Annotated in this window: 21 protein-coding genes; 18 read left to right on the forward strand and 3 right to left on the reverse strand. The window is 46.2% G+C overall.

Going from position 1 to position 20850, the window contains the following annotated elements; translation table 11 throughout:
- The first annotated feature begins 6 nt into the window (after window positions 1-6).
- The 14 genes from QZ331_RS03930 (at window position 7) to QZ331_RS03995 (ending at window position 13715) form a co-directional block, all read left to right on the forward strand.
- Window positions 7-885 carry a TssN family type VI secretion system protein gene (locus tag QZ331_RS03930; RefSeq protein ID WP_057279549.1) on the forward strand — a complete coding sequence of 293 codons (879 nt, stop codon included), beginning with the start codon at window positions 7-9 and terminating at the stop codon, window positions 883-885.
- A gap of 13 nt (window positions 886-898) precedes the next feature.
- On the forward strand, window positions 899-2062 hold the full coding sequence (locus QZ331_RS03935) for a hypothetical protein (protein ID WP_054349577.1): 1164 nt from the start codon (window positions 899-901) through the stop codon (window positions 2060-2062).
- Window positions 2063-2082: 20 nt separating this feature from the next.
- Complete coding sequence (locus QZ331_RS03940; RefSeq protein ID WP_302614011.1) at window positions 2083-3045, forward strand: type VI secretion system baseplate subunit TssG; 963 nt, start codon at window positions 2083-2085, stop codon at window positions 3043-3045.
- Between the two features lie 21 nt (window positions 3046-3066).
- Window positions 3067-3567 carry a type VI secretion system TssO gene (locus tag QZ331_RS03945; RefSeq protein ID WP_117966068.1) on the forward strand — a complete coding sequence of 167 codons (501 nt, stop codon included), beginning with the start codon at window positions 3067-3069 and terminating at the stop codon, window positions 3565-3567.
- 10 nt (window positions 3568-3577) lie between these two features.
- Window positions 3578-4090, forward strand: coding sequence for a type VI secretion system transmembrane protein TssO (locus tag QZ331_RS03950; protein ID WP_117866855.1), 513 nt, complete (start codon window positions 3578-3580; stop codon window positions 4088-4090).
- Window positions 4091-4094: 4 nt separating this feature from the next.
- Window positions 4095-5000, forward strand: coding sequence for a PKD domain-containing protein (locus QZ331_RS03955; RefSeq protein ID WP_118413730.1), 906 nt, complete (start codon window positions 4095-4097; stop codon window positions 4998-5000).
- A gap of 8 nt (window positions 5001-5008) precedes the next feature.
- The gene (gene tssR, locus QZ331_RS03960; protein ID WP_294628269.1) at window positions 5009-7501 is read left to right on the forward strand and encodes a type VI secretion system protein TssR domain-containing protein; all 2493 of its coding nucleotides are present in this window, start codon (window positions 5009-5011) and stop codon (window positions 7499-7501) included.
- A 24-nt stretch (window positions 7502-7525) separates the two neighbouring features.
- The gene (gene tssD, locus QZ331_RS03965) at window positions 7526-8278 is read left to right on the forward strand and encodes a type VI secretion system tube protein TssD (RefSeq protein WP_294628270.1); all 753 of its coding nucleotides are present in this window, start codon (window positions 7526-7528) and stop codon (window positions 8276-8278) included.
- Window positions 8275-9180 (forward strand): hypothetical protein, encoded by a 906-nt coding sequence (locus tag QZ331_RS03970; RefSeq protein WP_118171042.1) that lies wholly within the window; start codon window positions 8275-8277, stop codon window positions 9178-9180. The genes tssD and QZ331_RS03970 overlap by 4 nt, the downstream gene beginning before the upstream one ends.
- A gap of 3 nt (window positions 9181-9183) precedes the next feature.
- The gene (locus tag QZ331_RS03975) at window positions 9184-9795 is read left to right on the forward strand and encodes a hypothetical protein (protein WP_294628274.1); all 612 of its coding nucleotides are present in this window, start codon (window positions 9184-9186) and stop codon (window positions 9793-9795) included.
- A gap of 9 nt (window positions 9796-9804) precedes the next feature.
- Entirely contained in the window at window positions 9805-10707 is a 903-nt protein-coding gene (locus QZ331_RS03980) for a translation initiation factor 2 (protein WP_118171043.1), read from the forward strand.
- Window positions 10708-10713: 6 nt separating this feature from the next.
- Window positions 10714-11079, forward strand: a complete 366-nt coding sequence (locus QZ331_RS03985) for a hypothetical protein (RefSeq protein ID WP_118171071.1) — start codon at window positions 10714-10716, stop codon at window positions 11077-11079.
- A gap of 19 nt (window positions 11080-11098) precedes the next feature.
- Window positions 11099-13087, forward strand: a complete 1989-nt coding sequence (locus tag QZ331_RS03990; RefSeq protein WP_118171069.1) for a DUF4209 domain-containing protein — start codon at window positions 11099-11101, stop codon at window positions 13085-13087.
- A 61-nt stretch (window positions 13088-13148) separates the two neighbouring features.
- The gene (locus tag QZ331_RS03995) at window positions 13149-13715 is read left to right on the forward strand and encodes a hypothetical protein (protein ID WP_294628280.1); all 567 of its coding nucleotides are present in this window, start codon (window positions 13149-13151) and stop codon (window positions 13713-13715) included.
- A gap of 121 nt (window positions 13716-13836) precedes the next feature.
- Here the strand turns inward: QZ331_RS03995 and mobC are convergent, their stop codons facing one another.
- Genes mobC through mobA form a run of 3 tightly spaced genes read right to left on the reverse strand, consistent with a single transcriptional unit; the run spans window position 13837 to window position 17564 of the window.
- Entirely contained in the window at window positions 13837-15861 is a 2025-nt protein-coding gene (mobC, locus tag QZ331_RS04000; RefSeq protein WP_151878294.1) for a conjugal transfer protein MobC, read from the reverse strand.
- 39 nt (window positions 15862-15900) lie between these two features.
- Window positions 15901-17157, reverse strand: coding sequence for a conjugal transfer protein MobB (gene mobB / locus QZ331_RS04005; protein WP_151878293.1), 1257 nt, complete (start codon window positions 17155-17157; stop codon window positions 15901-15903).
- Window positions 17142-17564, reverse strand: coding sequence for a conjugal transfer protein MobA (gene mobA, locus QZ331_RS04010; protein WP_100263085.1), 423 nt, complete (start codon window positions 17562-17564; stop codon window positions 17142-17144). Before mobA ends, mobB begins: the two co-directional genes overlap by 16 nt.
- Before the next feature lie 763 nt (window positions 17565-18327).
- Between mobA and QZ331_RS04015 the strand changes: the two genes are divergently transcribed.
- From QZ331_RS04015 to QZ331_RS04030, 4 genes are all read left to right on the forward strand, one after another.
- Complete coding sequence (locus QZ331_RS04015; protein WP_057279532.1) at window positions 18328-19089, forward strand: AAA family ATPase; 762 nt, start codon at window positions 18328-18330, stop codon at window positions 19087-19089.
- Between the two features lie 8 nt (window positions 19090-19097).
- Window positions 19098-19550 carry a DUF3408 domain-containing protein gene (locus tag QZ331_RS04020; protein ID WP_057279531.1) on the forward strand — a complete coding sequence of 151 codons (453 nt, stop codon included), beginning with the start codon at window positions 19098-19100 and terminating at the stop codon, window positions 19548-19550.
- Window positions 19538-20203 carry a DUF4122 family protein gene (locus tag QZ331_RS04025; RefSeq protein WP_117741529.1) on the forward strand — a complete coding sequence of 222 codons (666 nt, stop codon included), beginning with the start codon at window positions 19538-19540 and terminating at the stop codon, window positions 20201-20203. The genes QZ331_RS04020 and QZ331_RS04025 overlap by 13 nt, the downstream gene beginning before the upstream one ends.
- 421 nt (window positions 20204-20624) lie before the next feature.
- Entirely contained in the window at window positions 20625-20819 is a 195-nt protein-coding gene (locus tag QZ331_RS04030; RefSeq protein WP_005682935.1) for a hypothetical protein, read from the forward strand.
- The last annotated feature ends 31 nt before the right edge of the window (window positions 20820-20850 follow it).

Consider the following 20850-nt stretch of genomic DNA (forward strand, 5'->3'; position numbering starts at 1 on the left):
GAACTTATGGACCCTGTCACCCAACATCTGATTTCATCGTACCTGCTGATGCCCGTACTGACTGTGATTTTCGGGATTGCAGCCTATTTTATCGCACGGAAGAACAAGCTGCTCAACAATAAGAAACTGATTGTCTATCTGCTGCTGTGCGGCATTGTACTTGCCCTGCCCGGCCTGTCGGGATTCATGGACTACAACTTCATGCCCTACATCTATGTTTTGCTTGCCATCCTGTACTGGACCGCCGGGTATTACAACCGGTTCCTGCTGCGGAAAGTGTTCGCTTCGGGCAAGGAGACACCCTCTTTCGGTATCCGGTGCCTGCTGACGGTTACGGTCGTGCTGCTGGGCGCGGGGCTCTTCTCCGTAGTGTTCAACCTCTGCAACGAACTCCAGTACGGCATCTGGGCCTCCACCTGCCTGCTGCCTTTCGCCTTCCCGCTCCTGTACACCCAGACGGTAAACAGCTATTTTGACATACCCCTTGAAATATACAAGGTCTGGAAGTATTCGGAAGAGTATGATTCGGACTCCTTGTACATCAACCGTGAGCGGAGCATCGTGGTGGATGTGGAAATTTTCCGCAAGGTGGACGATCCCGCCGCGGAGCGTATTACCGGCAAGGCGTCCGAAGATGTCATTTTCGGGCATTGGTTCCAGCGCATGATTGACGACTGCAACCTCAAATCGCCGTCCTCTCCGATAGTCTATCAGAATGATGGCGGCGCCTATTACGAATGGGTGTTCTATACCAAATCCTCCTTTTTCAAGAGAAGGTTCTATATAGACCCGGACGTCACGCTTGCCGAGAACCGGCTGAAAAGCCATGATGTGATCATAGCCAAGCGCGTGGCGAACGAAATAGTGAATTACAAGGAATATTAAAAAAACAGACATGATGAATACAGGAAAACAGAAACCGGGAAAGAGATATCCGCTGGTAAACTGGGCGGACGGAATGCCGGTCAACAAGAAGCATTTTATCCAGCTGGAGGACCATTTCACGGACCGGCTGTGCGAATACCAGTCATTCCAGCTGAACCGTGCCAATTACGGGCTGCTCCCCTTCAGGAAAGGAGAAGCCGTTTCCGGTGATTTCAGCATCACGGAACTTGTCACGGGCACTCTGGAAGTCCGTTTGAAACGCTGCCTCGCCCTTACCGCCGGCGGCTACCTGATAGATTATGACGCGGGGGGAGACGACGAGCTGACCGCCAGTTTCCATATCGCCATTGACGAGACGGAGGATAAGGACCAGCGGTGGGATGTCATTCTGATGGCAGACCCTTTCGAGCGTCTGCCTTCGGGCGTCCCGGATGAAAAGGAGACCAGTCCCCGCCAGCCTGACGCGCTGCCCAACTACGCGTTGAGCGTCGTTCCGACGGGGCAGATTGATGGCAACAACCTGGGAAGGCACTTCCTGGTAATCGGCCGCCTGCGCAAAAACGGGAACCGCTGCGAGGTGGACGGGAACTTCATCCCTCCCTGTACCAGCATGTCCAGCCATCCGGACCTGAAAAACTACTATCTGAAATTCGGGCAGCTGGTCGATTCCATCGAGAAAGCCTCGTCGGATATTCTCGCCAAGGTGGAGAATGCGGAGAAGCAGACCCCGCTTGCCGTGAACATCGGCATGTTGTGCCGCCATGTCATGCTGTTCATATCCGACATCTATTTCTCCTACCGTAACGAAGGGCAGTACTATCCGCCCCTCCGTTTCCTGAACGTATTCTCCACGCTGGCACACCGCCTGTATGTCTGCCTGGGATTTATGAACAAGGAGGAGAAGGAGGACCTGCTGAAATATTTCAACGAGTGGAACGGCATCAATCCCGGCGCTTACGAGGGGCTGTTGCGGGAAAACAGCGGCCTGTTGTACAACCACCAGAACATCCGTCCGCTGATGATAACCGCGGAGCGTTTCCTGTACCAGTTCAATGACCTGTGGACCACGCTCAGCCGGCTGGAATACATCGGCAAGCACAAGGAAAACATCGTGGTTGCCGAACGCTCCAGACAACCGAAGGAGACGAACGAGTCACGCTGGAACATATTGGACTGATAATTCATACAAGAACAACCATGGCAGAAGAGACAGACAAAATCGTATGTTTTGAGGAACGCCCCCATCTGTTCAACCAGCCGGATACCGACTTCAAGGCGGAAGTGGTGGCCAGCGGGCTGAAGGAGGGCGGGTATGACGCGGAACGCACCCTTATCTCCAGGCGGGGCGACATGCGTCGCGGCTTCTCGAAGGACATCCAGGAAATACGCTCGGAATACTCCCATTACGACCTGACGGATTATCTGTATCTCCACGTGAACAGGCGCAGCATTTACGACGCCCTTCCGGAAGGCATCTTCCACAAGAATCTCCATCAGTCGGGGAAAGTGTCGAAAGAACAGGTACTGGATGAAATCCGCATCCACCGCGAGGAGGAATTCTTCGCCCGGCGTTTTTTCAAGCCTTTTGAAATCTCGCTGGACCATCTGCTGGTCGCTTTCCAGAACAAGGAGCGCCGTATCGACGAGATGAACGTGCACGCCGACTTTGTGAGCATCTTCTCCGGACAGTGGCCGGTGCTCAAGCTGCTGCCGCTCCATCTGGCGGTCATGCTGGTCCATCTGCTGCCCTATCTGGAACAGATTACCGCCAGCCTTGCGAAGACGGGCGAGTGCATGAGCATCCTGACCGGGGTGCCTGTCCGCCTGAAGAGAGGCGACAAATGCGTGACAGAGGCACCTCCCGGTCTTGTCCCCCGGTTAGGCCGGTGCCTTTTGGGCGACACGATGGTGGCGGGGAACCGTTTTGCCGACGGCACATACCGGCTGCTGCTGGAAATCGGTCCCCTGTCCGCCCGGAAAATGGAGACCTTTTTCCCGGAAGCCGCCAACAACCGGATATTGAACGCCCTCATGGAGCTGTTCCTGCCATCGGACAAGGAGATACAAGTCCGCTATATCATCCAACAGGAGGACGCCCGTTTCCGGCTGGGTACACCGGACGGACAGTGCGCGTACCTGGGAATCAGTACTTATTTATAAAGAAACAAAACATCATCCGACATGAAACCGAAAAATAACACCGAAGTGAGAAAGGCCTATCTGAGGTTCTCCGGCTACCTGACAAGCTGTATCGTGCTTGCGGTAACCATCTTTGCCTGTTTCCTCAAAACCTCCGGCACGGAGGTGAAACGGATTACGGAGCAGACGCTGGAATACGACCATGTCTATGCCAGGGAACTCGCCTTGGCAAACAGCGTGGATTCCGTGTACCAATACATGAAACTGATGAACACCTCGCCGAAGATCAACGACGTGCTTTTGCAAAGTGTGGTCAGCACACGCAAGATGAACCTGCTGAAGGATATCCAGGGCATGGATGCCAGGGATTGCAGGCTTTACAGCCGGCTGCTGGGAAATATCAACATATTCCTCGGGGTGAAGGATTCCATCCGCCTGTTGAACATTCGGGAGGAGATGGTAAAAAAAGACCTGATGCAGTGCATCCAGGACAACTGGAAGACACGGCGCAGCCTGAGTGTGGGACCCAATAACAAACAATGAGAACGCTATGATGGACAATAATAGAAAAACACTGAACAAACGGGAAATCCTTATGGGACACGCATACGTATTCCTGTTTTTTTTCCTGACGACCGTGGCGTGCTGCCTTGCCATCTTCATGTGGAATTCGGACTTCAGGATGTTCGAGCAGAAGGAGTTTGTGAAAATCAAGATGGACCGTATCAAGGACTTCCAGCAGGAACAGGCCGAAAGCCAGATGCCCGTGGACTCCCTGTTCCGGAAGATAGAGGCTTTCCAGCCCGGCGTGTATGCCCAATACGAGGAGGACGACATCCACTACCTGATCAACAACCTGCGGAACACCTACGAAAGGAACAGCTGGGACAAACGGTACAAGCTGTTCATGCATATCGCCGATTTTTATGCCATGTGGCTGTCGGACAAGAAACAGCTGTGGAGCATCGAACAAAACATACGCCTGTTCAAAGCCAATCTGGAGGAGTGCGAGATAGGCTTGCGGAAGAAAGAGGAAGACCTGCGCTCGGGAACTAAAAACAAATGACGCCATGGGAAAAATTCGTACCAGAAAGATTCTGTTTGTAGTTGCAGCGATGCTGCTGTGTGTGCTTGTCGCCGTGCTGATCCGGCTGTTTTTTTCCAACCGTATCGTACGGATGACCCTGACGCCCATCGAGGTGGAAGTCGGGGAAGCCGTTCATTATGCGGACAGCACCCGCAACGCGAGCTCCTGGCTGTGGGAGTTCGGCAACGGGGATGTCTCGCATGAACGGAGCGGCCAGTACGTGTTCAAGGAACCGGGGCGTTACCAGGTCCGCCTTCAGGTGGACCATTCGCTGGAGAAGAAGCAAATCGTCAAGGTGAACAGACGGGCCAATAATTACGGAAGCGACCAGCTGGTCAAGATAGAGGCGCCGGCGACCGCCTTCCAGGGTGAAATCATTTCATTCAAGGGGTACGGGCCGTCGAGGGAATGGCGCTGGCAGTTCGGTGAATCGGGCATTGTGGACTCACGGGAGCAGAATCCGCTCTATGCCTACTCCGAGGCGGGCAGGTACGAGGTGCTGCTGACCACGGAAGAGACCCAGTATCCGGTCCGGCACACCATTGAGGTTCTTCCGCAATATGCGGAGAACGACTCGACGGACGTGCTTGTCGTTATCGGCAACGACATCCGCGAGCATTTGCAGGCCATCGTGGACGGCAAGCCGTTCAATGTCCATTACAATTATATCCTCAAGAAGTATCTCTGCGGAAATCCGGACATTGCGGTGACGGTCAACAATAACAAAAAGAATGACTTCTACTCCTATTGCCAGGGTTTGAAAATCATTGCCCGTCGGAAGACCCTCATCGACGAGGTGTTTGTGGATATGGGTGACAACCTGAACAATGAATGCGTGATGCAACTGATGGTGACGCAGCACGAACGTTTTTCCGAATCAAAAAAGTAATGTGAGGCATGAAAAAGAACTGTTTGTCAATCCTGTTGAAAAGAGGATGGATTTGCGGAAGCATTATCTGTCTGGCGGCCTGCGGACCGGTACACCGTTTTACATGCGTGAAGAATGTCCCCCGCGAATATGTACGGAACTATTCCGTCGAAGGCGTGAAAGTCCCCCGCAGCCTGTCGCTGTTCAAGCATGACCCGTGGATTGTCTTTGCCAACGAGCCGGGGACAACCTACCTGAGTCCGAGCGGGAAGAATGAAATGCGCCCCGTGAACTATATGGATGCGTTTCTGGTCATCAAGCGCAAAGGCGACTGGCTTCAGTTGATCCAGTATGACCCCGCCATCCTGAAAAACGGAAGGCTGAAAGAGTGGAAGCAGGCCCGGTATTGCGGATGGATCAACCGGGACAACCTGTTGCTGACCCGAAGCGGTGTGACTGACATAGCTACAGGATTCAAGAACAAGCAGGTGGTGATGCCGGCCGACAGTGCGGCACTGGCTGAACCGGAAACATATTTCGTTGATGATTCCGTAAAACTGTTCAAAGATACCGACCTGACACAGGAAGCGGGCAGAATCCCGTTCTACGGCATTGTGTATCCTTATCAGGCATCGGCGGACAAAGGATGCGTGCTTGTGGCGGACCGGCCCAAACTCGACGCCGACAGTATCGGGGGGATGCCTGTCGGGTGGATAGACCGGCGGCTGCTGACCGAAATAGGCCAGCAATTGCATATGGATATCGCCTCGCTGCCCGACAGCGCACTGTTGTTTAAGGACAGTGAACGAAAGGATACCCTGACGCTGGCATCCGATGATATGCGGCAGGTTCGGGAGTTTGCCGGGCGGCATCACGCCATCCGGTACAGTCCGGTGTTGTCCTACCGGCACAATGATACGGCGTTCTGTTTCAGAACGCATGTGCCGATGCCGGTCATTGACAAACGGGAAAGCTATGTGCTGAACGTGAACGGCCATCCGATTTATTACGGAACCTTCAAGAACAAGATAGAAAAGGACCTGCAAAAAATAAACCTCGTGTTTGTCCTGGAAGGAAAGGATAAGGCCATCGAACAGTTTCCTGCCGTGGTGAATGCCATCCAAGGGTTGCAGTCCCAGCTGGCGAACGATGAGAGTTTCTCCTTCAAGTTCGGCGCCGTGCTCACTTTCAACGAGCCGGACAGCCAAGAAGATCCCATCTGCAAACTGACTCCCGACTATATGGAATTTCTGGACTTTCTGTCGGACAAGGCACGGAATGCGGAAAAACTGAAACCTGTGTACGGTAGATTCGGCAGCTGGTCGGGTGTCCGTACAGGGGTGGAACTGTTCAACAAATGCCGGGACGAGAGCAATGTCCTGGTGGTGGTAGGTGACAAGGGGTTCAACAGCGAATGGGCGGATTCTATCCTGGTGGACCGGCTGGTGGAGAACAACTGCCGGTTGCTGGGATTCCAGCTTTACGGCGGAGAACCGGACAACTTCAACAATTTCGTGCTGCAAATCGGGAACATGATAGACTGCTCGGCTCCACGCATCAGCCGGAAGAAACGGGAACTGATTGTGTATCCCGAACAGCTGCGGAACGGAAACGAATATGCGGAGGTGAACCACAATACGTATTGCCTGGACTTTCCGAACCGGAGCATGACACAGGGATGGCTTGTCTTTCCGCAGAAAAACGAGTCGCTGGAGCTGGAGGGGCTGACTACCGCCGTGGACTCCATGCTGTTGCAGGTGAAGTTTGACAATACGCTGTTGGGCAACAGCCTGACAAGGGCGTTTGAGGAGGTGGGAACCCACCGGTATAAACTTGACTCAACGCTGGTGGACTACTATCATATCCGCAGGTCAGGCGTGCAACCGATATTGTCTGTCCTGCCGGGTGTCGAGCCGGGATGGAAACTGCCGGCAGAGCCTGTCGTATTGCCCGACTCGCTTTCGTCCGTAACGGACTATTACCTGCTCGTCAATGAAGAGGAGTTCAAGCGGCTGAGAAAGTATGTGGAAGTGCCCGCCAAACTGGTCCTGGACTATAAATATGAGGCGGTCAGAAAGAAAAAGCAGGCAAAGGCCGATATCTGCAACTGCCCGGAAGATTATCTGCCGGCAGATACAGAGGAGGCTACCATACGTGTGAAGACGGACAGCCTGAACATACCGGAATATGCCCCGACGCGCCGTGTGAGAAGGCAACTGGTAAGGCATCTGCTTTCGGAACGCAACAGGGACAAGTACTGCAAGACGGGAAGAAGGGATTTCCTGAACATGCCTTTGTCGGAAGCGTTACAACGGTTCACATCGTGTCCTGTGGATTATCCGTTCTTCGAGGTTTACCGGGTCAAGGACTTGCGGAAAAAGGAGATGATTACGGACGTGGAACTGGACGGGCTGATTGAGTATTTCAAGGAAAAGAAAAAACTGCTGGATGAGGCTGCCAGTAAGGCGTTTCGGTCCAACGGGCAGGCTTATTATTGGATTAGTCGTGATTTATTACCATAGTTGATTACTTGAAATTTTATTATCATGATTTATCAAGCTATATTGAAAATTCGTGGCAAAGAAATTCCGATACTTTATTACAATTATCGCTGCCATATCCAACACCATGATGATTCAAACCTGAGAAGAATCATCCAGCTGCATATACAGGTTTGTGAAGAAATCGGCAACCGGGAGAATCTGCCGGTCGAGGGGGATTTGATTACGCTTGCGTTTGAATACAGCGGAGACGAGGCGTTTTTTTATGACTGGCTGAATGAAGGGATGATGCAGGACGGGGAAATCCATTTTATCTATAATGAGGTGGAGGTTGCGGATATTTTCCGGTTCTGGGATTGCTATTGCGTGAAAATAGAGGAATACATGAGTGTCGGGAACGCTCCGATGATGATGGTAGTGTATTTGTCGCCGGGGATTATCAAGAGGAATAATCTGGAGGTGAGGGAGAAGGTTTGGAAGGTGTCGGAAATTTCACAACAGCCGATTGCTCCGATTGCATCTGAATCGAAGGAAGAAAAACAGCCTGAGATTGTGGAGGTGTATTGGAAGGATGCAGAAGGTACTAATAGAATTGAAGAATTACCCAAAGATGGAATTGTAACTTTATATGCAAAAACAATAAATACACAACCAGGGGATAAACTATCTTTTACGATAATATTGGAAGATGGGAAAACATTAATTAAAGTTGATGATTGTATTGTAGATGCCCAAGGTGTCGCTAATATGATTCATTTTGATTTAAAAAAGTATAAACAAAATAACACAATGCTATGAAAATGACATTAAAGGCTTCGTTATCTTCTTCTACAAAAGAAATTGATATTTATTATGGAGATCCATTGTTATATATTCGTCCTAAAGAAGGTTCTTATAGGTTTCCCGAGTTATACACTACAGATGGGTGTGAAATAGTAATATCTGAATTGTTTTTAGATTATGTATCAGATAAAATAGTTGATTCAATAGAAGAAGGAGCAAAACAACAGATAAAGAATATTGCCTTGTTAAAATTGGAAAAAGGGAAAATGGTTACCAATACGGGGAAAGTTTATACAGGTAATAGGAAAATATATGAAGCGACCTATTACACTATTGACGGAAGCGAAGTTACGGTAAAGCAAGGCAAAAATTTCGGATTTCAAGTTGATGGTAAGATTGTAACAACTAAAGGTATTAATCAATATCATTTTTTTGCAAATAATGGAATGAGAGTTTCAATTTTTCGTTTGTTAAAACACACAAGTATGATATTGGACGTTTTTAGTTTTTTTGATTGGGCTAAAGATCCGAAGTCTTCATTATCAATACCTTTAGTTCCTAATGCTATCGTAGGGATGGCAATTGAGTGTATGGTTCAAGATATTGAAGAAGGCATAAGTGCTGCAATTGAAAACCGTTTGCAAGCAGCAAAAATAGAAGGTATTGATGCTGTAAGAAGATTTGTAAATAGTTGGAAACCAAATAGTGGTATTGAATTTAAATTATTGAAAATATCTACTAAAACAGCATCGGATATATTACATGGCAAATTCAAAACTTTACACGAAGTGGAATTACGGGAATATAATGAAGCTGATGGTATAAACTGGGTATATATTTTAGTTAGAATAGTAGATACCCCCAAATCTTATGCTCCCGAAGCAATTATTGAAACTTTTTTTTATTTAACAGATTAAGTCATGAAATGGTTAGTGGTGTTTTTTGTTTTTAGTGGTATTATATTATCTTCATTTCAATATAATGCAAACTCAGTTTTAGTAGAACAAATAGAATCAAATTTTCCTATTGTAATTCGATATGATAGTATAAAAGATTATATATTTAGGATTCAATTCCCTCTAATGTTTAAAGTCTGTAATATGTCAAATAATAGCAAACAAATGGGGCATATTTCTTATTATTATAAAGATATAAAATATGCGCTTTCATACGAACAAGGATGGAATTATAATCTACTTATAAACAAGGAGAAGAACGGAGAACTTTTAACTCCATATAGGAGGGGACGAATAGTAATTGATAGTTTGTCAAATGAAAATTTTGTATTTCATACAGGACATTCTATACGCTATGAAGATAGTATATTACAATCTGTTTTTTGTCCATTTATTTCTCAATTTAAAAACACAGGAAAAGATACTTTACATATCGGTACTATTCAAGAGTTTAAGAAAAAATATCCTGAAATTATTAATTTATTGCTTCAAGATGATAGCATTCAATTTTGGATTTATACTCCTTGGAGTAAAGATAATGGCAATCATTTCATTTTACCTATTGAGCAGAAATAAAATGTAGTTATGGATCGAGGAATATTATTAAATCAGTTTAATTTATCTGTCGTTTTTTTTCTTCGTATTGAAAGTGATTATAATTATACGAGAGATTATGTGGAAAACGTAGCTCGGAACTTCACCCAAAAGTATCCCAGCTACCTTATCCATAAGAAAAGCGAAGACAAGATAAGAGCCTTTCTAACTGATACAGTCAAAGTTAAAGTGGAAACTTTTGCCGACGCAGAGACAAAGAACGTAACCGTGACCGAAGTACGTGAGATAGCGGACTTGATAGCAGAATATGAGGGCATGGAAGGAGAACGGAACAGTTCTTCATTATTCGGCAATCATCCTACGGATGCTCCCTCTTTGGGTAGTACCGGAGTGGAACTTGCCATGAGCATGGATAACGGGGCTTCGGATATCCGTCCCATCAATGTAGCCAAACCTACAGGTGCATCGGGAAAACCCAAGATAATGAAACGAAGTGTTATTCGTGTAACCATGGAGTTGGAAGTGTTGATGGAAACCAAACAATACCTGCATTTCTTGCAGGAACTGCCAGAGTTGTTCAGCCTGCATGAATTCCCGAATTTACGTTGCAGAGTAACATGGAAACAGAAACGGGTGAGCTATCAGGAATCTCCATTACCCATTGAGGTGAAGGTTGTGGAAGACCGTAAATATCAGCGGTGGTTTGTGACCTTTACGGTATTGATGGTGCTGTGTTTCATCGGGATTATCACACTGTTCTTTTCCATTCCGAACCTGTATAAGCAGGACATTCACTTTTTGCGGAATGATACGATTCATCAGGAGTTCTCCATTTCTAATAGCCGGATAGACTTGAAGAATGTTAATTTGATGAATAATGGTGGAAAGGATACGCTTGTTGTTAAGGATAAAAAGATTATCATTGCCAAATAAAAAATGATGGAAAATTTGATTCAGATACATAGCGTAAAAAACGTGTTATCTCATAGCGGATGTCCAGAAGATCTGCTGGAGAGTTATTTGCAATTCTTACAAGCCGGAGGGCAACAGGTGCAGATTGTCAGAGGTGAAGTTACTATGATGTTCCAAAAGGAGATGCAATACCGTAAACGAAGGAATGAGGAGATGAAAGGAACCGTCACGTTTAGCAATAAGGAGAAACATAATGCCAGGAGCTCCGATATAGGGGTATTTGTCGGAATGGAGTTTATCCAATGCTGCTTTGGACATGGGATTCCTGCACGAGTGTTGGATGTGCGGAGGGAACATGGAGAGGTGGTGAAGGTTGTTGTGAAATTTGGTTGATAGTGCTGTAAATAGTAATATGGGAAAAGGTGACAGTAGAACAAGGAAAGGAAAGCGATTTATGCATTCTCCCCGGAAGTTTTTGAAGAAGAAACAATTAAATACTAGAAAGATGGAAAATAATAGTGAATATGGTATATATGAAGAGTTCTTAAAGAATTTTGATTCTGTAAATTATAAGAATAAGGACTCATCTATAATTAATAATGAATTTCAAAAAGTAATAAGTGAACTTTGTGAAAAAGATATGATTAATGTTGCTTTGCAAGCAGAATTAGATCGACAAGTTTTTTTAATAAGAAAGTCTTTTGAGTTTCAAGATGATGAAACAAAGGGGACAATTAAAGGATTATCGTGGCAAATGGCAGGAACACAAGATATGGCAAATGGAGACAAAATACCTTTTTATTGGCCTAATGTTAGAAATCTTACTAAAGAAAACTTCGAGTTCTTTGAGCAGCGTTATAAAAAAACGAATAATCTCTATGCAAAAACCGAATATGGTTTGATGGTATATTTCGGACAAAAAACAGACTGGTCGAAAAATAACAGTTTCAAGCTTCAGTTATGCAACGAATTAATCTCCTTAGCTCAAGAATATTATGGTGAAGCTCAAAAAGGAGAATATTTCAAATTGGGATATGTTCTTAATCGTTTGGAATTGGCTTTACAAATTGCAATAAATAGTAAGTTTGAAGATTGTCAAAAGGCAATCATTGAACAAGTTTTTGATATACAGCAACATTGGAGTGTAAATGATAACACAAAACATGTTCCTTTAAATTATTCAAGGTTCATGTTAGAGCATTATAGCATTTGTAAAAAATACATAGATTTTGAAAAAGTTATAGAGCGTAATAAATATGCTATCAGCTTGATAGAAAAAGATAATCTTTATATGGCCGCAGATGCTATTGAATTTACGGATAAGTTAAAACAAAAAATAAATCTTTCGATAGAAGATTCTTTAAGACAGAGAGCTGAGGTATATGAACAGATTGCCAAAAGCAGACAGGAAGATATAGCTTCAATGCATTTTATAAAATTAGCTTTGGATATTTATCTTAAAATAAAGGATAATACAAAAATAGAAGAAATGGAAAAATTATACTCTGAAAAAAGAAATACTTTCCAATTGACAGAAACTTCCATTCCAATTCCAGATGATTATATAAAGGCAATTGACAAAGCTGTAAAACAGACTATAGAGACTTGTTCTGTAGATGAATTGTTAGATCAATTTGCAGAGACTCCTTGGTATGAAACAGACGATTCTATCCAAACTTTATCTGATGTGACGGATAATGGACTTATCGATATCCTTCCTTTGTCAAGCATAGACAGATATGGCAACACCGTTAAAACATATACACCGGCAGAAGGGAAATTTTGGTCTACATATAGTTTCTTTTTCAAAATTGGTACATTAAAAATGCTTAAATTGTTTGTGGCGGCCATTGACTCTCAAAAGTTATCATACGATTCTGTTTTAAACTATTTGGAGAAGACATGGTTAAATGAACCTATTGAGAGAAACTATAATAGTAAAAAGGTTTGTGTTGTTCCTTTGGATACTGTCAAACCTGGATTAAAGAGGATATTTGATGAACTTAAACAAGCTGAAGGAAGTTATATCCTTGATTATGTTACTATTGTAGATAGCTTAACACTTAAGATAGAAGGCCTTTTGAGATTTTTTATTGAGAAACTTAAAATACCCACTTTTGCCAAGAGACGTTCAAAAGATGGAGATGTCATAATGGAAAAACTCTTTGATGATATTATTGCTGACCTTAAAGGTACTCCGGAGAGACCTTCTGGTTTTGTCAAAGATCATCTTACCATGTTCAAATATGTAATGTCGGAGAAAATAGGGTGGAATTTGAGAAATGAAGTAGCACATTCTTTACTTCAAATCGAAGATTATTCGTTAGATAAAGTTGTTGTCTTGTTCTGCTTAATTCTTAAATTAAGTAAATATATATTTAAAGAACAGTGTGAAAATTAAAATCATAAAAGGAATAAAGTATAATTTGTTAATATAGGTTAGCTGATTTAATATTTTGATTATGGATGATGATTTGAAAAAAGAAATATCGGATTTTTTCTTGACAGACAGTTCTAATTATTTAGCACGGTATAATGCTTTAATAGATGTATTTACAGACATAAGTACACGTAGTAAAATATTGGTAGATTTATTATTTTCTTTTGAGTGCAGTTTGAAATCTTTGATTTTTTTGAGAAGTAACTCTGATGAAAAATCAACGTACAAAAACATTCGAACTCACAATTTAAACAATCTCTTGTCAAAAATAGACACAGCTAAATTTCAAGATATTGCTAGTTTTATCCTTGATGAAAATTTAGATGATATATCCGTGGGGGGTCGTTATACTCTTGAAGCCAATATTAAATTCAGAGAAAACGGCTCATTGGGGAGTAAATATTATGAGACAATAGCATCGTATCATTGGATAGATAAAGTTTATCAAGAGGCTAAGAGATTGAATGAGTTTGTACGTAGCGAAAGCATTTCTATGTTTGGACTTATAACCATAATTAATATTCAAGATATTGATATTAATAAATTGATTGATCGAGAAAATCGCATCAGGAATATTAATAAACCTTAGAAATATCCTAATATCATTGTCATAAAGAAAGGTATACTAACATCTGAAAAGAAGAACAACAGTACTTAAAGGTCGTGAATAATCTTTTCAGATGTTATGTTTATTTTGAATTAGATAGATTTTACTTGTGTGAGGCATCATCTTTCAATCCCAACCTTTCACATAACTCCGGATTACTTTTGATTCGATTCATTTCCTCATTGATGATTGCCTGGGCATCCAATTTAATCTGGTCGTAGTTGCGCTGTATCTGCTGCATCATGATATCGTTTCCATCCTTGTCCTTGAACTCGTTGATGACAGGGATTTTCCGGTAAGCCTTTTCCTCCGCGCTGACTTTGGCATGGTCCACAATGATTTCAGCATGGAATATTTTCTGGTCTATCTTTTCGCCAAAATTGTCGGAAACGGCTCCGACAAATGTGCCCTGGGACAGGTTGGCAATCTTGGAAGCCGGGATGAGCGAGTCAAGCTGTGTGCTGATGGAAGTGGATACATCCTGGCGGTTGATGGAAACGGACTGCCGCTGCTGGAGCACTTTGCCGAAACGTTCGGAAAGCGTCTTCGCGGTTTCTCCAACCACCTGGCCGCTGAAAATATTGCCTACCGTGTTTTGGATGACTTTCGACTCTTTTTCACCGTAATCGCGGTTCAACTGGCTGAAATCCTGAAAGCCGAGACAGACCGCCACCTTGTTGCTTCGGGCGGTAGCGATGAGGTTGTCCAATCCACGGAAATAGATGGTCGGCAGCTCGTCTATGATGACAGTGCTCTTAAGCTGCCCTTTCTTGTTGATGAGTTTGACGATGCGGGAATTGTATAGTCCAAGCGCCGCCGAGTAGATGTTCTGCCTGTCCGGATTGTTGCCCACGCAAAGCAGTTTGGGTTCTTTCGGGTTGTTTATGTCCAACGAAAAATCATTACCTGTCATCACCCAATACAACTGTGGGGAAATCATGCGCGTAAGGGGGATTTTTGCTGAAGCGATCTGACCCTGGAGCTGGTCCTGGGCGCCCCCTTTCCAGGCATCCATGAAGGGGGAAAGGTAGTTTTCCAACTCCGGATACGAGGTCAGGATGGTAAACAAATCCGAATAAGGTTTATTGAGCAGCTCCACCGCGTGCGGAAAGGAACAATAAATGCCGTTTTTGTAAATTTTTAAGTACCAAATAATTGCGGCAAGCAGAATGATGGGTGACTCCACGAAGAAATCCCCCTGCTTTTCAATCCAGGTGCGATTGAGGTTGAGCATTATCGTGTAACTCGCCTCATACGCGTCGGAGATATCCGTCATGAATTCCGGATTGATGGGATTGCAGCGGTGTGACCTGCGCGGATCGTCGAAATTGATGACATAGAACCGGGGCTTTACCTTGTACTTGTCCATGTTGTTCAACAACGTGTTGTAAGCGATGGTGGAGAGGTCGTCGAACTTGTAGTCGTAGATGTAACAACTGTATCCTTTGGAAATCATTTGGCGTATGTAGTTGTTTACCACGGCATACGACTTGCCCGATCCGGGCGTTCCCAGCACGATGGTGGCACGGAAGGGATTTACCACGTTGATCCATCCGTCATGCTGTTCCCCCTGAAAGCGGAAGCTGGTGGGCAGGTTGACGGAGTACTCGTTCTCCAACAACCGGGTTTCCTGCTGGAAGGATTCGTTTTCGATATTGAACACATCGCCCATCAGGTTATGCCTGTAAAGCCGGCTCATCCACAACCCCGCCATCAGCAGGCCGAGGTAACCTGCGGTAAGTGTTACAACGTACAGTATGGTGCTTGTCATGTGCGGCAGGGACAGGTCAAGCAGCCACCAGTTCAGAAAGAACAGCACGCATCCGGCTACCAGTGCCGCGTAGATTTTGGGCCAGGTGATTTTTTCACCCTTGACTCCATGTGTTCCCAGGCAGGATATTGCCAGTAAGGTCACAGCCAGCAGCTTGGTCCAGAGGATACAGTTGAAAATGCCGGTCGTGTTGTTGAAGTTCACCAGAATACGGTCTGTCACCTCCAGGTTCAGGTTCCATGCGGTGATACTCGGATAACAGTACACATAGACGTGCACCACCAAGAGAAAAATACTCACTGCCCTGCCAAATTCCATGATTTTGGCAAGTGCCCTCAAATCGTCTTCCTGTTGCATAGGGATGGGGATAAATGGGTTTTGAAAATTATTTTCTGTTTAAATGCCGCGCGACTTGCGTTTGGCCTTTTTCCTCTTTTTCATACGGCGTGCGAAAGCCTCCTCTTCGTAATCCCTCGGATTGGTTTCCAGGGAGAGAATGCCCGCCGCCTGCTCGAGTGCGCTTTCCGGACACGCCTTGTGCCGGTGATGCTGCCAGAGTTCCACTGCCGTATGTCCGTTCCGGTCGTTTTCAGGGATGCCGTCCAGCCACCTGAAATAGTCGTTGAACACGTTTGCGGAAAACTCCTTGCCCATGCGTGAGCCGTTGAACACCTCCCTGCGGTCGTGGTCAATGAAGGTGACGCCGTAGATGCGTCCCTGCTCATTCTCCCGGAACACCACGCCGATACGTTTCTGTCCGAGCAGTTCCACAAACCGTTGCCGTGAGTCAGCCTGTTGCAAGGCGCGGGCAATGTCCGCCTGTATGGAGGGAGCCCATTTCCCTTCCTTGAGCGCCTTCAGGTTGAGAAGCATCCGTTTTTCCAGCTGTTCGTTGCCAAAGCGTTTTCCAAAGCGGGAGCTCTTGAACGGAGGGCTGACCACCTTGCCGGCATCATCCGTGGCCGCATAGACAATGCCGGTGTAAGGCACGCCGTGGTATTCCCCCCTGACCTGTTTCGCCTCGATATTGAAGGTGGAAAGCAGGGCGCTATACTCCCCGAAGGTCTGGAAACGGTAGCTTTCCAGCACCGCCTTGAGGGTGTTGCCGATCTGATGGCGGACATCCCCCAGGGAAGCATCCACTTTTTTCAGTTCCGCTTTCGGATTCCGTTTCTCCGTGTCCGCACCGTTGCGCAGGCCGAAGTCCGCTTCCAGCTCCCGGCAGGCGGTCATGGAACGGCGGTGCTCGTAGGAGTCACTGATCTTTTTCCCTTGCTCGTCCACGCAGACGCTGACGATATGGATGTGGGCATTGTGGGTGTCGGCATGTTTGTAGGCGATATAAGGCTGGTCTCCATAGCCCATCTTCCGCATATACCGGTCGGCCACTTCCGCCAGTTGGTCGTCGGTCAGCCTGTCTTCCGGTGCCGGAGAGAGCGAGATATGCAGGACGGGCTTCTCCGTGTTGCGGTTTGCCAGCAGGTAGTTCTCGAAAGAGAGCAATGCCAGGCGCATGTCTTCGCTTGGCAATCCCAGCCGGTCGGAAATCATGCGGTTTCCCGAAAGAATCCCTGCCGCCCCGGTCGCCACCTTGTTATGGTTGTAGGCCAGTGCCCCGTACAGGCTGGCGCCATGACTTATCTTTGCAACCATTTCCGCTCGTATTCCTGGGTGAGTGCCGTGATTTTCTTGCAGAGAAGCATCAGCTCGACGCTCAGCTTCTCCAGCCTGTAGAGCAGTGACATCGCCCGTTTCTCCCCGAAATTGTTCTTCAAGGCACGCACCACCTGGTTGTAGTTGTTTCCTATTGCCTGGAACTGCTTGTGGAATTCGGTCAGCTTGATGTAGTAATCCATGGTCGCCTTGTCGATTCTCACTACCTTTATCTGTCCCGAAAAGATGGATTTCTTGATGAACAGCGTGCGGTCCCTGGCCCCGGAATCCGCCAGCAGCCTTTCAAATCTGGTGTTCTCCTCGGCGTTCAGGCGGAAGCTGTACTTGCGGTCCGCCGGGTCATTCTTGGGTTTCCTGCCTGTCCTTGTCCCTGTTGTTTTCTCCATAATGCATGAGATTGTTGGTTTGTACTTTTTTTCTTTTCCAGAATCCGCGACTTTGGAGCGGATTCCCCCGCCCCAGGGCGGGCAAGTTGGTCCTTGTCGGACAAAAGACTTTTTGTCGGACAAGGACACAACTTGCTCTGTTCGTTTGAACAGAGAATCCTCCTTCGTCGGATTGCTGCGCGACGTTCACGGCGTGCTGTGGTCCGATGAAGCATGTTCCTCTCCATTGACGGATTTTGATTTTGCAAAATTAGAGAGTGTTAACTGGCTGGTAAATAGTGTTTTATATGACGTTTGATGACATCTGACGACATCTGATGTCAGGCCGGGGAAATGTTGGCGGAAGTCTCAAAAATAGCCGCTACTTTTGGCACAGTGCATGAGGGCATACATTGGAACATTGTCCTGTAAGGTGTATTGCTTGCTTGCCACAGGCGGTACATGGCACGGATGCAATATCATCCCTGTAGGTACATTGTCATACATGTTGCACGGTGATCCTGCATGGCGGGTTACATTGCATGAATGCAATACAGTACGGGTTGCATTGGACTCCGTATTACATGAATGCAATGCACCTTATATGGCAATACCCTCCGGTAACCGGCAATACATTGGTGCAATAGGGTACGCAATGTATTCATGCAAGCGGGCAGGCAGTGCGTCATTGCCATATACCGACGGATGCATTGTCACGTAATGAAACAGAAAAAACAGAACCGGACAGATATGAAACCAAATTATACACTCTAAATTCAAGCCTATGAAGAAAGAACCTTTATTTGTCGCTTTGAGCAACCAGAAGGGCGGTGTGGGAAAATCCACGTTCACCGTCTTGCTCGCCAGTTACTTCCATTACCTGAAGGGATATAACGTGCTTGTGGTGGATTGCGATTATCCGCAGCACAGTATCAGCACTATGCGGGACTGGGAAGTGGGGACCATTGAAAAGAACGTGCATCTGCAAAACCAGCTGGTGGAACAGTTCGGGACAAGCGGAAGGAAAGCCTACAGCATCCTGAACTCCACTCCGGAGGAAGCCCGGGAAACTGCCGGCCGTTTCCTTGAAAAATCGGGACTGGACTATGACCTTGTCCTTTTTGACCTCCCTGGAACTGTGAATGTGCCCGGTGTCTTCCGGTCCGTCATCAATATGGACTATGTATTCACTCCCGTCACACAGGAGAGAATGGTTATGCGGAGCAGCATGGCTTTTGTCCTTGCCATCCGGGAATACATGCACCGTCATAAGGATGTGCCCTTGCGTGGCATCTATATGTTCTGGAACCGGATGGACAAACGTGTGTCCAAAGACCTGTATAACAGCTACACTGAAATTTTCCGCTCGCTGAAATTGCCGGCGATGGAAACCGTCATTCCCAGTGCGGAGCGCTACAATAAAGACTTCGGGATAAAGGGATTTTTCTTTCGCAGCACCTTGTTCCCTCCACCCCCTTCCGCATTGAGGGGCAGCAATCTGGACTTGCTGGCAACAGAGATAGAAACCATACTGAAACTTCAATAAGAACAATCATGGCTACCAAAAGAAGAACGGATTACCAGGTGGATGAGGAGGCATTGAAACGTATGATGGCCGGGGATGTAACAGCATTGGACAAAATGGCTTCTCCCGCTGAGGCTCCGGAAACAAAAAGCCGGCCTGCCCCTTCCCAGGAGAAGCAGGAGAAGAACTTCGCCGGTTCTCCCAAACAGCAGATAGGAAAATCCACGGATGAGGCGTCCGGCCCGGATGAATACCGGCGACGGTTTCTGAAAGAGAGGCTGTCCGGTTCAAGAAGGCAGACCTATATTCACGATGCTTTGTACAGGACTGTTGCCAAATTATTGCCTGTCATTGCACCGGATATGTCAGTTCCCATGTTTTTAGGCAGTGTCCTGTCGGACCACCTGGAAAGATATCAGGATGTTATCAATGAAATATATAACCAGGAAGCAAATCAAAATCCTTTGGAATGGAAGAAATAGTTTATTTGTCAGTAAGGATCGGCTGTGCCGGCTACTTGTTATACAAGTTATGGAATCAGAAAAAACGGGTCCGTAAAATCTGCGGGCTGCTCTATACCCCCGGGAAAAAAGGGAAGGAGGAAGAGGGAACATCGTGCGGTACAGAATCGGGCGATGTGATGGGAACCACCCGATTTGTCTATCTGGACGAAAACGCGGGTACGTTTGTTGCCCCCTACATGAGCCAGCCGTTGGAAACCGGGAACGATTATCTCGGAGAGGAAGAGGCGGTGCTGGAGAATGAGGTGGAGTGCGAACTCCCCCTGGAAGAGATGAGACTGTTGAAAGAGGAACAGGAAAGACTGGACGAACAGACTCCCGGTACGGAAGGTATCGCTCCGGTAATCACGTCCGATGACCTGCTCAATGCCGGCGATGTGCTGCTTAATCTGGATGGTGCCCAAATGAACGAGGAGAAAAAACGCCGGGCTGCCGTCACCTTGCATGCCATCCGGGAAACGGACATGTTTGAACTGATTTCATCCCAGGTGGAGAATAAAAGCCTGATTGAGGAGCTGATAGACCAATATATCGGCAATGACGGAAATGTATTGCCGGTGAAAAGAAAGAAAAACGAAGGACAGCCGGAACATGCCTGGAGACAGTTTCTCTGAACCTGGAGGCAGTCGGTGCGATACGAAAGGAAGAGGTTTTGGAAGAACCTGCCTTGTACCGCTATCATGGTTGCCTGTTCCCGGTTCCTTTGTCATGCCTGGCTCTTTAAATGTCCATATATTTTGATTATTCGGTTGGTAACGGATTCCTTTCCGGAATCATATAGAAGCTAAGATGTTAATGAAAGATAATTCATTACGTTTATCCTATTTTTTTTTAAGAAAAATATTGTGTTCTTGAATGGAATCTGTATATTTGAGACAGATTGCAAAAATGAATTATAGAGCCGTGATTTATCAGGAAAAACGAATGTAAGTATCGCGGCTATGGGATTTGAATAACCGGTAAGCTATATCGGCATTGCAATATTTTAAAGGAGTGAAATGTTGCAAGTATGAACTAACTCCAATTTTAAAGGCTATGGGAAAACAGATTGCCAAACTAGGTATCCGTCCGGAAGACCTGAAAGACAAGACGGTCACTTCGGAACAGTTGGAAAAGACGAAAGGCGGGAAAGCCGCCGGGTCTGAAGAGTGTGTATGCTACTGCGGTTGCTATACCGATGACTCCGCTTTCGGTGTAGATTTCAACTGGTGGTCAAGAGACTGGGATTGATTCCTGCATTGTACGATGCTTTGTAAACAGA

This window comes from uncultured Bacteroides sp. (assembly GCF_910586915.1).
GTDB lineage: Bacteria > Bacteroidota > Bacteroidia > Bacteroidales > Bacteroidaceae > Bacteroides.